Origin of the sequence: Rothia sp. HMSC061E04 (genome assembly GCF_001813685.1) — a bacterium.
Classification (GTDB): domain Bacteria; phylum Actinomycetota; class Actinomycetes; order Actinomycetales; family Micrococcaceae; genus Rothia; species Rothia mucilaginosa.
Genome location: NZ_KV813698.1, coordinates 369,607 through 384,861 on the forward strand (window position 1 = coordinate 369,607; position 15,255 = coordinate 384,861).

The window sequence follows — 15,255 nt, forward strand, 5'->3', positions numbered from 1 at the left end:
GGGCGGTGCCCCGGAAGAATGACCTTCCGGGGCACCGCCCTTTAGCTATCTCAAAGACTTATTCGGTCCGAAATATTGAGTTTAGAACTTCGTGCCGGTCAGACGCTCATACGCCTCAACGTAACGGGCACGAGTCTTCTCCACAACCTCCTCAGGCAGGTGCGGCACGTTATCCGAACCGTCCCAACCCGCTTCCGGGGAACGCAGCCAGTCACGCACATACTGCTTATCGAAGCTCGGCTGTGCACGACCCGGCTCGTACTGGGTCGCATCCCAGAAACGCGAAGAGTCCGGGGTCAGCACCTCATCACCCAGGGTGATTTCGCCGCGGTACGAATCGGTACCGAACTCCATCTTGGTATCCGCCAGAATAATGCCCTGCTCGCGAGCAATCTTCTCGGCAGTGGTGTACAGGCTCAGGCTCAGCTCCTCCAGGCGCTCACCCACCGGCTGACCCACCTCAGCGTACAGCTCCTCACGGGTCACCAGCTCATCATGCTCACCCACCTCAGCCTTACCGGTCGGAGTGAAAATCGGGGTGTCCAGGCGGGAACCATCCACCAGACCCGCAGGCAACTTTACACCAGCAATCTCACCGGTCTCGTTATACGCCGCCAAGCCCGAACCAGTCAGGTAACCGCGCACAATGCACTCCACCGGGAACATGTTCAAGGAGCGACAAATCATTGCTCGACCAGCCACAACATCCGGAACGTCAGTGGACAGCACGTGGTTCGGAACCTGCTTAAGCTGCTCAAACCACCACAGGGACATCTGAGTCAGAATCTTGCCCTTATCCGGGATCTCGGTGGGCAGAATACGGTCAAAAGCGCTAATACGGTCCGAGGCAACAACCATGACCGAACCGGCACGCAGCTCAGCGTCATCATTGACGGTCAAGCCGGTAGCGTCAAAACGTTCCTCATTCGGAACGTACAGGTCGCGGACCTTGCCGGAATAAATGTGAGTCCAGCCCGGGATTTCCACGGGGTTAGAACGAGAAGTCATGAGAATTTCTCCTGATGAGGTGGTGTGATGTGGATGCAAAAAGTCTGTGTAATTACAATACCGCGACAGGCGCGGCTCCCGATAGTGCCACCAGTCATCAATACGGCACAATCTTGAGAGCCCAACCTGCCCCGGTCGCCGCCGACAGCGCCCCGAGCTGAGGAAATGAACCCGGGAAAAGCTGAGGCGGCGAGGAATAAAGAAGCGAGTGGCAAAGAAGCGACCGGCTCCCCCACCCTCAAGCGGGGAAGCCGGTCACCTTAGGTTTTAGCCGCGCGGAGCGGGAATGTGGATGCGGTTCTCCACAGCCTTCAGCGCGATATCGGTGCGGTACTGCGCGCCAGCCCAGGAGATAGCGCGAACACCCTCGTAGGCGGCGTTACGGGCGGCAGCCAGGTCATCGCCGAGGGCAACAACAGCCAGCACACGACCGCCAGCAGTCAGCACACCCTCCTCAGATGCGACGGTGCCCGCGTGAATCACGTGCACGCCCTCCAGAGCGTTCGCCTCATCCAGACCGGAGATGACGTCACCCTTGCGGGGAGTGTCCGGGTAGTTCTCGGCAGCCATGACCACGTCAACTGCGGTGCGGGGATCCCAATCCAGCTCGGTACCCTCAGAAATTTCACCGCGAGCAGCCGCGCGCAGCAGCTGACCCAGCGGGGTGCGCAGACGCGCCAGAACCGCCTGGGTTTCCGGGTCGCCAAAGCGGGCGTTAAACTCGATAACGCGCACGCCGCGGCTGGTCACAGCCAGACCGCAGAAGAGCACGCCCACGAACGGGGTGCCGCGCTCAGCCATACGAGCCACGGTCGGGCGTGCCACCTTCTCCACGACCTCCTGCACGAAGCCCTCGGGCAGCCAGGGAAGCGGGGTGTAGGCGCCCATACCGCCGGTGTTCGGACCCTCGTCGTTGTCGAAAATGCGCTTGAAGTCCTGCGCCGGGGACAGTGGCAGAACGTTCTTGCCGTCAGAGATGACGAAGAGGGACACCTCGGGGCCGTTCAGGAACTCTTCGATGACCACGGTGCCGCCAGCGTTGAAGCAAGCCTGAGCGTGCTCCAGTGCCGCGGTGCGGTCCTCGGTCACCACAACGCCCTTACCCGCAGCCAGGCCGTCGTCCTTCACCACGTAGGGTGCGCCGAACTCGTCCAGTGCCGCCTGCGCCTCAGCGGCGTTCGATGCCACGTAGGCGCGGGCGGTCGGTACGGAAGCCTCTTCCATAACCTGCTTAGCGAAAGCCTTGGAACCTTCCAGCTGCGCAGCAGCTGCGGAGGGTCCGAAAACGTCAAAGCCCGCCTCACGCAGTGCATCGGAGACACCTGCGACCAGGGGCGCCTCCGGGCCGATAACGACCAGGTCGGCGTTCAGTTCGCGTGCCAGAGCGGTTGCCTGGGCTGGGTCATTCGCATCAATTGCGTGGACGGGAACATCCTGAGCAATGCCGGCGTTGCCGGGGGCACTGTGCACCTCGGTTACCTCAGGGTCGCGCAGAAGCGCTCGAATAATTGCGTGTTCGCGGCCGCCGGGGCCCAGTACCAAAACCTTCATGCTATTCAGGGTACCCGCTATCACACTAAAAATGTGAGCTGAGCACACTAAAAATGCGGCTCTTCTTCTCATGTAGCGGCACAGTCGCAAGAATGCACGCTAGAGAAGAGCCGCACGGCGCGGTAACCGAAGCTACCTAATCAAGCTAAACCTTAGATGAGGGCGGTAATAGCAGCCAAGCTGCCGAAGACAATACCGGGAGCGTTCGCGATGATAATCGGGATGTCCTTCTTGGGGCGCCACAGGCCGTACAGCAACCAGAGGGTGCAGTTCATAGCGGCTACCAGAGGCTGGATCCAGTCACCCTTGTGACCGTTCAGGTTACCGATAATCTGCGGGAAGTAGAACACGTACATGAGCACGGCAGCAATCGAAGCGGCTCGCGCGAGAATGGGGAAGAACTTTGCGTGGAATTCAGATTCTGCGCCCACGCCGCCCTTAGAGGAAGTGTTCTGTGCCGAGGTGTTTGCGGAGGTGTTGTTCTGCTCTGCCATGGATGTACTCCTTTACATGGTTTGCCGCTCACTGATCAATAATGAGTTGAGGTGGTGAGGGGCGCTAAGGATGCATACGCGTACCGGGTCGCGCCTAACTAGTTTCGCATAGATATTAGGGGCCCCTGGGCTGCAGCAATTTCCTACCGGATGCATTACGCCCGTTCTCAGACTGCATATCGGGGCATACCAGCCCCACGCTCACCTCCGCGCCACTGAACACAAATAGGGTCAAGCCGCACGCCCCGTTTAAACTAGAAGAATGACCAACAGCACCACCCCACAGGCAACCACTCACACCACCGACCACAGCAGCCCCTTCGACGTAGAACTCGCGCAACTCACCCGCAACAACTTCATTGAGGCACGCCACCGCGGCCGCCTCATCCTGCTGGGCCCCGACGGCGAAGTACAGCTTGCCCTCGGCGACATTCACGAGCCCTTCTACCTGCGCTCTGCCGCCAAGCCGCTGCAGGCCATCGGATCCATGAAGGCGGGCGCACCCCTGCGCGGCTCCCAGGTCGCCATCGCCTGCGGCTCGCACCGCGGCACCTTCGAGCAGATGCGCGCCGTGCAGGACGTACTCACCCAAGGCAGCACCGAAACCAACCCCCTCACCCCGGCAAACCTGGCGCTCAAGCCCACGCTCCCCTCCGACAAGCAGGCACGCCAGGCAATGGTTCAGGCGAACCTTGCCGCTACTGCCCTGGCGCATCCCTGCTCCGGCAAGCACGCCGCATTCCTGTGGGCGTGCACCGCCAAGCTTGAGCGCGGCGACCTCGAAGAGGGCTCGCAGAGCTGGACCTTGCACAACTACCTCGACCCCGCCCACCCGCTGCAGCAGGTCATCACCGAAGAGATTGAGGCGTTCACCGGCGAGCCCGTAGCCGCAATCGGCGTTGACGGCTGCGGTGCGCCCGTGCACGCCGTCTCCCTGGCCGGTGCCGCACGCGCCTACTCAACCCTGGGTGCGGCAATCCGCAACCTCGGGGCGGATGCGCGTGCCTCCACGGTCGCGACCGCCATGGTGGACTACCCCGAGCTGATTCAGGCACCCGGATCCCCCGACACCGTGCTCAGCGAAGAACTGGACGCGATCGTCAAGGGCGGCGCGGAGGGCGTGCTCGGCATTGGTCTGCGTTCGGGTGCGTCCGTGGCGGTGAAGATGAGCGACGGTTCACACCGCGCCATGTACGCCGTGGCTCTGTGTGCTCTCGCCGCTGGCGGCTACCTGAGCGCCGAGGAATGCGAGCGCCTACTCGCGCTGGTGGTGCATCCGGTGACCGGCGGCTACGTGGACGGCAAGCCGGTTGAGGTAGGCGAGTTGCGCGTACATGAGGAGCTTTTCACCCGCGAGGATTTGGTTCCCGGCGCCCCGGAAGAGGACTAATCGTGGCGATTCGGCGTAAGACCAGCGAGGAAGCGGGCATGGCAGCGGTACGCGAAGTGCGTGCTTTCTTTGAGGAACAGCATGCGGCAACCGGCGAGCCTGCGTATTCGCACACCCGAGACGAGTACCTGCTGAGCGCTCCCGAGGTGGAGCAGGCGTTTGCCGCGCTCCCCCGTTCGGTGCGTGCGACCTTCGTGCGCTTCACCCTTGAAGAGCTTGCTACCCTCGCCCCCGGCAATAGCGTGGAGGTGCGTGTGCCCCCGCTGGGGGTGACCCAGTGTGTGGCGGGTCCTCGCCATACGCGCGGCACCCCGCCGTCCGTGGTGGAAGCGCGCCCGCTCGTGTGGGCGGCACTGGTGCTGGGTGCGTGTTCGTGGGCGCAGGCGGTGGGTGCCGGTGCGCTTGATGCGTCGGGCGAGCGCAGCGACCTTTCGGGCTTGTTGCCGCTCTTCTAGAATTTGCTACGAGCCCGCAGGCCCACTCAGTTTTCGTAATTTGGTGTGTTTATTGCCCGTTCTAGCGGTCCATCCTGAGGTATTTAGCATATCCTTCACCGCATCGACCCCGAAACCCGGTACACTTTTAAAGGTCTGGTGTATGCTACGGCACACGCAGGCAGGTGCGAGTACAGAAACACACATCCGTCTTGCGCCTGCGCAGACGCATCCGCAGTCCCAACGTCGAAAAGAAGTGAATTGATTCGCCCCGACGGAAAACTCACTCACGACCTCGATCCGATTGACCACGGCCCCAAGGACGCCTGCGGCGTCTTCGGTGTCTGGGCACCCGGCGAGGACGTGGCAAAGCTAACCTACTACGGCCTGTACGCACTCCAGCACCGCGGCCAGGAATCAGCAGGTATCGCAACCAGTAACGGCAAACGTATCCACGTGTACAAAGATATGGGACTCGTCTCCCAGGTCTTTGACGAAGCCACCCTCAGCTCCATGCCCGGTGACCACGCTATCGGCCACGCCCGATACTCCACCACCGGCGCATCCCACTGGGCTAACGCACAGCCGACTCTCGGTACCACCCCGCACGGTACGCTCTGCCTGGCGCACAACGGTAACCTCACCAACTCGGCAGACCTCTACGAGCGTCTGATTGAAAAGAACGGCGGCAAGCCCCCCAAGCACGGCGAACTCGCCCAGGGCAACACCACCGACACCGCACTCGTCACCGCTCTGCTGGCGGAGCACGACTTCGACTCCCTCGAAGAAGCAGCACTCGACCTGCTGCCGACCCTGCGCGGTGCCTTCTGCCTCACCTTCATGGATGAGAACACCCTCTACGCCGCACGCGACCCGCAGGGTGTACGCCCCCTCGTGCTCGGTCGCCTGGAGCGCGGCTGGGTTGTCGCATCCGAAACCGCGGCACTTGATATTGTCGGCGCGTCCTTCGTGCGTGAAGTTGAGCCCGGCGAATTCCTCACCATCGACGAGAACGGCCTGCGTTCCCAGCGCTTCGCTGAGGCTAAGCCCGCAGGTTGTGTCTTCGAGTACGTTTACCTCGCTCGCCCGGACACCACCATCTCCGGCCGTAGCGTCTACGAATCACGCGTAGAAATGGGCCGTCAGCTCGCCCGCGAACACGCCGTCGAAGCTGACCTGGTCATGCCCACCCCCGAATCCGGTGTTCCCGCCGCTATTGGTTACGCCGAAGAGTCCGGCATTCCCTACGGTAACGGTCTGGTCAAGAACGCTTACGTGGGTCGAACCTTCATTCAGCCCTCGCAGACTATCCGCCAGCTCGGTATCCGTCTGAAGCTGAACCCGCTCAAGTCCGTGGTTGCTGGCAAGCGCCTCGTCGTCATTGACGACTCCATCGTTCGCGGTAACACCCAGCGCGCCCTCGTGCGTATGCTCCGCGAAGCTGGCGCGAAGGAAGTGCACGTGCGCATCTCCTCCCCGCCCGTAAAGTGGCCCTGCTTCTACGGTATTGACTTCGCCTCCCGCGCGGAGCTGATCGCGAACGGCCTGTCCGTGGACGAAATCGCCTCCTCCCTGGGCGCCGACTCGCTCGGCTTCATCTCCCAGGACGGCATGATTGCAGCCACCGAACAGCCCGTCGAAAACATGTGTACCGCATGCTTCACCGGCGAATACCCGATTGAACTGCCCAGCGAGGAACGACGCGGCAAGTCCCTCTTTGACGCGGAAGAAAAGGGTAAGGGCGGACCCCTCGCCGGTAAGGCGGCAGAGGTGACCGTGGAACGTCCCGTTCCCTCCAAGCCCGAGCACGCCGAGGCTGTCTCCATTGAAACCCGCGAAGGCACCGAAACTCTCGAAACGAAGTTCGACCCCTCCGCAGTACAGATTGCCGCAGACGATGCCGGTATGGGCATGTGCAACCCCGGGCCCGACGCCGACCTCGAGGCACTGCTCACCGAGCAGGACCGCACCCCCGCAAACTCCTCCGCTACCACTACCCCGAAGGAATCCTAATGAGCGAGAACACCACCACCGTAACCTACGCAAGCGCAGGTGTTGACGTAGAGGCTGGCGATCGCGCCGTTGAGCTGATGAAGGACGCTATCAAGGCGACCCACAACTCCTCCGTCGTTGGTGGCGTGGGCGGCTTCGCGGGCCTGTACGACGTCTCCGAGCTGGTCAAGTACCGCAAGCCCTACCTTGCCACCTCCACGGACGGTGTGGGCACCAAGGTCGCTATTGCGCAGGCACTCGATATTCACGACACCATCGGTTACGACCTGGTCGGCATGGTCGTGGACGACATCGTCGTGTGCGGTGCTAAGCCGCTGTTCATGACCGACTACATTGCCACCGGCAAGGTCGTTCCCGAGCGTATCGCTGACATTGTGCGCGGTATCGCTGGCGCATGTGCACAGGCTGGCACCGCCCTGGTTGGCGGCGAAACCGCTGAGCACCCCGGCCTGCTCGCAGAAAATGAGTACGACGTTGCGGGCGCGGCGACCGGTCTGGTTGAGGCTGACGAGCTGCTCGGCCCCGAGCGCGTACGTGAGGGCGACGTGCTGATTGCTATGGCGTCCTCCGGTATTCACTCCAACGGCTACTCCCTGGTCCGCAAGGTCCTGAACGTTGCCGGCTGGGGTCTGGAGCGCCAGGTGGACGAGCTGGGCCGCACCATCGGTGAAGAGCTGCTCGAACCCACCCGCGTGTACGCTGCAGACTGCCTGGACCTGGCAGCGGCATTCCCCGTCAACGGCGAAGACGGCACCACCGGCACCGGTGTACGCGGCTTCTCCCACGTGACCGGCGGCGGCCTGGCTGCTAACTTGGCTCGCGTTCTACCTCAGGGCCTGGAGGGTCGCGTGGATCGCTCCACCTGGCAGATTCCCGCCATCTTCTCCCTGATTGGTTCGCTGGGCAACGTGCCCCTTGCCGACCTGGAGCGCACCCTGAACCTGGGCGTGGGCATGATCGCTATCGTTGACCCCTCCGTGGCTGAGGCTGCTACCAAGCGCCTGAACGACCGCGGTATCCCCTCTTGGATTATGGGTGACGTTGTTGCCGCCGGTGAGCCCGAAGCTAACAACCCCGATTACGTTCAAGGCGCTAAGGGCGTGGACGGCGGCGCGGTTCGCCTGCTGGGCTCCTACGCTTCCTAAGGACGCTTTCTCCAGTAGACAGCGAGCGCCAGCTTGCTGATGCTGATGATTCAATAGACCGGGGCGGTCACCGATGCGGTGGCCGCCCCGGTCTTTTGTGTGCATATAGGCTGCGCTAGGTGCTGATTGTTTGTAGTGTTGGTTCCCAATGTCACTAGATGTGCACCCTACCGGCGGTACGTACTGTCAGACATGCCTACAGCCAGCTTTTTCTATAATTTCACGCGCATTTCAGGCTATTTTTATTTTTTAATATCAACGGCATTTGAGTACTTGCATACCAGTGTTAAAACATTTATTTTTTACCCTACCCTTCAAGATGTACCACATAGCAAGCCCCTCACCCCTAAGTCTTCAAGCTTCACCCACATAAACCCTCAATGATTAGGCATTATCCAGTCTTCACGAGTTGATTTTTCACACATTACCTCTTCAAAAACTACTTCAAAGATCCCTCAATCTACCCCTGAAGTGATACTTTAGAGAAGTACATTGCACACCGTCTAAAAGAGTTCTTTCAGTAGACGAAAAGGATAAAGATTCCCCTATTCTCTCGCCCCGATTAATGCGTCAGAGATCCCAAAATATATCTCCTTTCGCCCCGCAAAACCATCTACAAGACACCTCCTAAAAGACACAGGTGAAACGCACTCGTACACCCTCGCACAATCCGCGCAAGATACCTACAACAGGAGAACCAGATGAGGCTTCCATATTTCGACGCGCAGCCCGCCGAAACACCCCCTCACCACCCCTACACCAACACCAGCCGTCGCAAGCGCCCCGCACACGTAGCCCTGAGCCTGTTCACCGCCGGTGCACTCATCTTCGGAGGCGACCTGCCCGCAGCCCTCGCACAGGCGCCCAGCGACGAAGCCACCCTGGCAGCAGCTCAGGCAGCACCCCAGATTGAAGGGCCCGTAAGCCCCCTCAATCTGATGCACAATGGCGCAGCACGCCCTAACACCCCCACCGCAGCTGCTCCGGGTACGCTCCCCCAGCAGAAGTTCGACCGCTTCATCGTCACATACACCCAAGAAGCTAAGCAGCGTAAGCAGCAGAACGAAGGCAATCAGGACGCAATCCAAGACATCGCTAATGACGTTAAAGACACCGTTGATGTTGCCAGCGAATCTCTGAACGTCGACACCCAAATCCTGCGCAATACCTCCACAGATGACACTGTCGTTCAGACCTCCAAGAGCCTGAACAAAAATGAGGCAAAGGAGTTCATGTCACAGGTCGCCTCCGACCCGGACGTAGCCTCCGTAGAACCCGACTACATCAACCACCCCGCATACCTCCAGGACATCACCTTCACGTACAACGACCCGCAGTACAGCAAGCAGTGGAACCTCACCAACCCCACCACCGGTGTCCAGAACACCGGTAACGCCCGACTGCGCCGCGGTGCCCACGTCAAGGTCGCCGTACTCGACACCGGCTACGTACCGCACCCCGACCTGGTCACTGGCATGGCAAACGGCTACGACTTCATCAGCGACCCCCTCAGCGCCCGCGACGGCGACGGCCGCGACCCCAACCCCAGGGATGAAGGCGACTACGCGCCCTACAACCTCTGCAAGGACCAGGCGAACGCCCACACTTCCACCTGGCACGGCACCAGCGTTGCCGGCATTATCGGTGCCCGCGGCGGCAACGGCATGGGCATCGTTGGTACCGCCGACCTCGCCCGTGTGCAGCCCGTGCGCGTGCTGGGCCGATGCGGTGGCCGCACCTCCGACATTGCCGACGCCATCATCTGGGCAGCCGGCGGACACGTTGACGGAGTACCGGATAACACCTACCCCGCCAAGATCATCAACATGTCCCTAGGCACTGTGAGCTCCTGCCCCGCCGCTTACCAGCGCGCCATCGATATTGCACGTTCCAGGGGCGCAATCGTTGTCGCCGCGGCAGGTAATGGCAACACGGATGCTTCCAAGTACGCGCCCGCCAACTGCAGGGGCGTTATCACGGTTGGCGCAACCACCAAGGCTGGCACGCGAGCATCATTCTCGAACTACGGCACGAGGGTGAACATTTCGGCACCGGGTGAGGACATCCTCACCCTGTCCATGAACAGCCTCGACCGCCCGGATAACACCAAGTTCAGCTACGACTACGAGAGCGGCACTTCCATGGCAGCGCCGCACGTCTCCGCCCTGCTGGCTCAGCAGCTGATCAACGGCACCACCATGACCACCGAGCAGGTATACCAGGCGTTCACCCTCATGAGGACGAACCGCATCAAGTGCGATAAGTACTTCTGTGGACGAGGCCTTATCAACAGCTTCTACCTCGCGAAGAAGGCAGGAAACCTGGACGCCAACGGCAAGCTTGCCTTCCAACGCCCGCCGCGCAAGGTCATCTCCAAGGGTTTGAGCACTGGCACGTCTAAGGAAAAGATCGCCGACGGTGCAGGCAAGGCTGAGGCAGCTGAGGCAACCACTGCAGCATCCACGCAGGCGACTGGCACCGATGAGCAGAACCTCGCTGACGACTACGACCGGATTCCTGGCGCCCCCGCAATGGAAATCCTCGAAGATGCCCAGGTCTACGACCTGAACGGTGACATCGAGCCCATCACCCAGGAGGAACCGCTGGTCACCAGCCCGGTGCAGAAACCCCGCGAGGCCGAAGAAAAGCACTAACCACCCATGCCGGAGTGAATCTTCATAAGATTCGCTCTGCAGGTATAGCAGAGCCCCCGATGAGAGAACTCATCGGGGGCTTTTCGTGCCTAAACCCTAACTCGACTAGCGAAGCTGACTAGCGGCGGTTACCGGTCGCGAAACCAAGATAGCCATTGTTCGGGTAGCCGCTGTTCGGGTAGATGTTCGCAGAAGCACCATACCAGGAGCGGTAACGCGGGGTGTGGCCGTGACGCGGACGCGACGGGTAGGAGGGGCGAGTCACCGGGCGGGACGGGCGGGTCCTAGTCTTAGGAGCGGGGGTCACCTTCGGTGCAGGGGTTGCCTTAGGTGCGGGGGCCTGCTGACGCTTAGCGTCCTCTTCAGCCTTCTTGCGTGCCGCCTCTTCAGCCGCCTTCTTACGTGCGGCCTCCTCCTCAGCCTTCTTGCGTGCCGCCTCAGCCGCGGCAGCATCCGCAGCCTCGCGGTCGGAACGGACCTGCTGAACCGCGCGCGCCGCATTCACAATGCCGGAACCGCACGCGGATTGGTCGCACTCAACGCCCTGAGAGGTGGACTGCAGGGCTTTCTTCGCCTGGGCGTACGTCAGCTTCGGGTCGACCGCCTTCATGAGCGCCACAATACCGGCAACATGCGGCGCCGCCATGGAAGTGCCCTGGTACTCGGCGTAATCAGCCTTACCGGGAGCAGTCTTGCCGGCGTTCAGGGTGGAGAGAATACCGCCACCCCAGTAGCGGCGGTCGCCACCGGGGGCGCTCACGTCCACGCGGGAGCCGTAGTTGGAGAAGTAGGAGCGCTTGCCGTTCTTATCGGTTGCGCCCACGTTGATGACGTCCTCGCAGTTGCCGGGGCTGGACTTCGAGGCATCAAAGTTGTTGTTACCCGCAGCAACGACCACGATGGAGCCGCGCTTATTCGCCTGAGCAATCGCCTGGCGGTACGGGGTGGTGCAGGTGCCCTCACTACCGATGGACATGTTAATGACCTGGGCGGGGTTCTGGTTTGCCGGAACGCCGCGCACGCTACCGCCGGCAGCCCAAATAATGCCGTCGGTGATGTCCGAGTCGAAGCCACCGCAGGCGCCCAGAACGCGCACGGGCACGATCTTCGCCTCGGGTGCCACACCGGCAATGCCCTCGTTATTGTTCGCGATAGCGGCAATAGTGCCCGCCACGTGGGTGCCGTGCCAGTCGGAGGCGGTCGCCTTCGAACCGGTGAAGCACTGGTTGTCTACGGTCCAGTTGCCGGCATCGGTCGGGTCGGAGTCGCGGCCGTTACCGTCGTTGGAGAACGCCGACTCGGCAATGAAGTCGTAGCCGGGCAGCACGTTAACGTCCAAGTCCGGGTGGGCGGTAATGCCGGAGTCCAGCACCGCCACGGTTACGCCCTTACCGCGGGTGGTGCCCCACGCCTCCAGCGCAGAGACGCCCTTCTCACCGGTGAGGGACCACATGCGGTTCATCTTCGGGTCGTTGATCTTGACGGTCTCCGAGGTGTTGTCCACGGTGGCGTAGCGGCGCATATCGGGCGACACGGAGGCGACCTTGGAGTTCGCGCTCAGGGCGTTCATGTACTGCTGCGCCTGCGCGGGGGTGAGCTCCGCGGAGGTGGTGACCACGCTGGCATCCAGCGCGGTGGAGCGGACGTAGCTGGTCTTAATGTTCAGCAGCTCGTCAATGCTCTGCACCTCGGAGCTGATGCCCGCGTAGAGTGCGTCGCTCCAGGTTGCCTGCTGGGTACCGGCGGCTGCGGACCAATCAATCTGGTCTGCGGTGGCGTCAGCGGAGGCGGCGTTCTTCGCCTCATCGGTGTAGGTGATGATGAAGCGGTTGTATGCCACGGGCGCGGACTGGGCAGTATTAGCTACCTGTGCCGCCGCAGATGCCTTGGGCTGGGTAGCCTGCGCGGTGGGTGCCGCCACGGCGGGAATCACGCTTGCCGAGAGCAGGCAGGTTGCGGTGACGAAGCTCAGCAGGGAACGCTGTGAGGAGCGTGCCTGCGAGGGGCGAGCAATGCGAAGCATGGACGTCCTTGAGGTGAGTGGTACCGGGTGCGCACGATGCGGCGTAGCGTTGAGGGGGTGTGCTCGGTACGAGTGAATATGGAAGAGTGAGGTGTTAGCGCTGTGCGGTGTTTTCATCGCACGTATCTGCCGGGCAAATATCTCTGTGGGCAGATGCTGTTGTGCGGGGTGGTTGATGCATGGCGCTGTGGTGCGTGGTGTCTGCATTGTGACTTGTGAGGCTGTTGAGGGTAGCTCCACAATATGCATGCACGGGTACGCACCGTGAGATACTCTAGCACCCTTTTTGGGTTACTTTATGAATAAAATAACATTTGTGATGCAAGTCATTTTATGTAAAGATGAGTAAAACTTAAATCTTTACTTTAAGTCTACAAGAATAGTTCGACTAGGCATTTCTTTACCTGCATTTACATGAAAGAAAAATCTCATTATTTACGCCACACTATCAAGCTTTAGCCACTTCACGCATAGGAAAAGGTGCTAGCATAGCGATATCTCACCACATAAACCACTTCCGAAGAACTCCCACACGGGGGTTTAGGGAAAAATACACATCAATGCAGTGATGTGCATTTTCTTTTTTTATTCGCTCCTCACAGGCAAATACACAAAAGAATGCAGATATTTTCTCAAAGGTGCATTTATGTGAGTGGATGACCAACCCACTTGCCGCTTCCGGCACTCACATACGCAAAGGACCCCGATGTCTTTTACCACTCACCCCTCACCGCGCCGCATCGCTCGCGCCGCGCTGAGCCTGGGCACCGCCGCAGCACTCGTCGCGACCCTGGGCGCCCCCGCATCCTTCGCGGCACCCGCCAAGGCTAACGGCACCGAACACGCCAAGGCACACACCACCATCTCCTCCCTCAGCTCCGCACAGCAGAAGGCAGGCTTCAACCGCTTCGTCATCACCTACACCGACAGCGCGCTGAACGCCGGCGGCATCAACTGGGCAAGCCCCGCAGGCACCCAGGTCGCCACCTGGAGCGACGCCCTCTATGCGGGCATCACCTCCGATGTGAAGAGCATTGACGACCTGCTGAAGGTCAAGACCAGCTACGTACGTACTACCGCCCAGAAGGCAACCGTGGTGACCCTCTCTTCGAAGCTCACCGCTGAGCAGGCAGAGAAGTACATGGCGGCTCTGAGCTCCAACGCATCCGTTGCTTCGGTTGAGCCGGACCTGTTGCGCCGCCCCAATGCGCGCCCCAACGGCCGCACCAAGGCTGCCGCTACCCAGGCAAAGCCCGCTGCACAGGCAGCAACAACTCCCGAAGTGACCGCGCCGAACGATACTCTCTATCCGCAGCAGTGGAACCTGCACGGCACCAAGGGCATCTCCGCGCCCGAGGCATGGCAGACCACCCAGGGCGCTGGCGTGACTGTTGCCGTGATTGACTCCGGCATCGTCAAGCACCCCGACCTGGACGCTAACGTTCTGCCCGGCTACGACTTCATCACCGAGCCTGCCATCGCCCGCGACGGCAACGGCCGCGACTCCGACCCGACCGACCAGGGCAACTGGGAAGAAGAGGGCGTCTGCGATGCTGATGCAGAGGCAAGCGAGTCAAACTGGCACGGCACCCACGTTGCCGGCTCCATCGCCGCAATTATGAACAATAAGCGCGGTATCGTCGGTGTGGCACCCTCCACCAAGATTCTACCCGTGCGTGCCCTGGGCATGTGCGGCGGCTACGACTCCGACATTGCGGATGCAATGGTTTGGGCAGCCGGCGGCACCGTTGAAGGCGTTCCCGCGAACTCCAACCCCGCCCAGATTATTAACCTCTCCCTCGGCGGCGAGGGCACCTGCCCCGCAACCTACTCCAAGGCTATTGCTGAGGTGAACAAGCGCGGCGCGATTCTCGTTGTCGCAGCGGGTAACGAGGGGCAGGACACCTCCAAGGTCGCTCCGGCTAACTGCGGCGGTTCGATCGTGGTGGGCGCTACCGACCAGGAGGGTAAGCGTAGCGACTTCTCCAACTACGGCAAGCTTGTTGATGTGAGCGCCCCAGGTAGCAGCATCATGTCCACCGTAGATCTGGGTACCACCGTTTCCACCGGCGCAGGCTACACCGAGTACGACGGCACCTCCATGGCGGCACCTCAGGTTGCTGGCATCATCGCTCTGATGAAGTCCGTGGACCCCTCGCTGAACGCTGAGCGCGCAAAGCAGATTCTAAAGCAGAGCTCCAAGCCACTCACCTGCGATGTGAACGCTTGCGGTTCCGGCATTGTGAACGCTGCGAGCGCACTGGCCGCTCTGCAGGGCAAGAAGGACCCGAACCCCGTGGTCAAGCCCAAGCCCAAGCGTGCCCCCAAGTACCCGACTCGTGCGGCACGTATCGGTTACGTGACGAACCCGGCTGTTAACCACAACCCGCCGTTCCTGATTACCCCCGGTGGTCTGATCCCCGGTCGCTAATCGGCACGTTATCCCTTGGAAGCCGGTGAGCCAATAGGCTTCTGAAGGATGCCACATACAAAAAGCCCCCGTTGAGTTTTTGAACTGCGCCCCGAAACTTGGACGCATTTAA

General features: G+C 61.1%; 10 protein-coding genes. 6 read left to right on the forward strand and 4 right to left on the reverse strand.

What is annotated here, in order from left to right; translation table 11 throughout:
• Window positions 1-81 precede the first annotated feature (81 nt).
• From HMPREF2927_RS04420 to HMPREF2927_RS09250, 3 genes are all read right to left on the reverse strand, one after another.
• Window positions 82-1,008: a phosphoribosylaminoimidazolesuccinocarboxamide synthase gene (locus HMPREF2927_RS04420; protein WP_049351957.1), complete on the reverse strand. Its 927-nt coding sequence runs from the start codon at window positions 1,006-1,008 to the stop codon at window positions 82-84.
• Between the two features lie 267 nt (window positions 1,009-1,275).
• Window positions 1,276-2,559 carry a phosphoribosylamine--glycine ligase gene (purD, locus tag HMPREF2927_RS04425; protein ID WP_070685882.1) on the reverse strand — a complete coding sequence of 428 codons (1,284 nt, stop codon included), beginning with the start codon at window positions 2,557-2,559 and terminating at the stop codon, window positions 1,276-1,278.
• Window positions 2,560-2,711: 152 nt separating this feature from the next.
• Window positions 2,712-3,053 carry a PQ-loop repeat-containing protein gene (locus HMPREF2927_RS09250; protein ID WP_070685884.1) on the reverse strand — a complete coding sequence of 114 codons (342 nt, stop codon included), beginning with the start codon at window positions 3,051-3,053 and terminating at the stop codon, window positions 2,712-2,714.
• Between the two features lie 262 nt (window positions 3,054-3,315).
• Between HMPREF2927_RS09250 and HMPREF2927_RS04435 the strand changes: the two genes are divergently transcribed.
• The 5 genes from HMPREF2927_RS04435 to HMPREF2927_RS04455 all read left to right on the forward strand — a co-directional run bounded on the left by HMPREF2927_RS04435 (window position 3,316) and on the right by HMPREF2927_RS04455 (window position 10,689).
• The gene (locus tag HMPREF2927_RS04435; RefSeq protein WP_070685886.1) at window positions 3,316-4,443 is read left to right on the forward strand and encodes an asparaginase; all 1,128 of its coding nucleotides are present in this window, start codon (window positions 3,316-3,318) and stop codon (window positions 4,441-4,443) included.
• A 2-nt stretch (window positions 4,444-4,445) separates the two neighbouring features.
• The gene (locus HMPREF2927_RS04440) at window positions 4,446-4,898 is read left to right on the forward strand and encodes a sterol carrier family protein (RefSeq protein ID WP_070685888.1); all 453 of its coding nucleotides are present in this window, start codon (window positions 4,446-4,448) and stop codon (window positions 4,896-4,898) included.
• A 240-nt stretch (window positions 4,899-5,138) separates the two neighbouring features.
• The gene (gene purF / locus HMPREF2927_RS04445) at window positions 5,139-6,890 is read left to right on the forward strand and encodes an amidophosphoribosyltransferase (protein ID WP_070685890.1); all 1,752 of its coding nucleotides are present in this window, start codon (window positions 5,139-5,141) and stop codon (window positions 6,888-6,890) included.
• On the forward strand, window positions 6,890-8,035 hold the full coding sequence (gene purM, locus HMPREF2927_RS04450) for a phosphoribosylformylglycinamidine cyclo-ligase (RefSeq protein WP_070685892.1): 1,146 nt from the start codon (window positions 6,890-6,892) through the stop codon (window positions 8,033-8,035). The genes purF and purM overlap by 1 nt, the downstream gene beginning before the upstream one ends.
• 701 nt (window positions 8,036-8,736) lie before the next feature.
• A complete protein-coding gene (locus HMPREF2927_RS04455) occupies window positions 8,737-10,689 on the forward strand; it encodes a S8 family peptidase (RefSeq protein WP_070685894.1) in 1,953 nt (650 codons plus the stop codon).
• 118 nt (window positions 10,690-10,807) lie between these two features.
• Here HMPREF2927_RS04455 and HMPREF2927_RS04460 read toward each other — a convergent pair whose 3' ends face one another.
• Complete coding sequence (locus tag HMPREF2927_RS04460) at window positions 10,808-12,712, reverse strand: S8 family peptidase (protein ID WP_070685896.1); 1,905 nt, start codon at window positions 12,710-12,712, stop codon at window positions 10,808-10,810.
• 706 nt (window positions 12,713-13,418) lie between these two features.
• On the opposite strand from HMPREF2927_RS04460, the gene HMPREF2927_RS04465 reads away from it, so the two are divergent.
• Window positions 13,419-15,143 (forward strand): S8 family peptidase, encoded by a 1,725-nt coding sequence (locus tag HMPREF2927_RS04465; protein ID WP_070685898.1) that lies wholly within the window; start codon window positions 13,419-13,421, stop codon window positions 15,141-15,143.
• The last annotated feature ends 112 nt before the right edge of the window (window positions 15,144-15,255 follow it).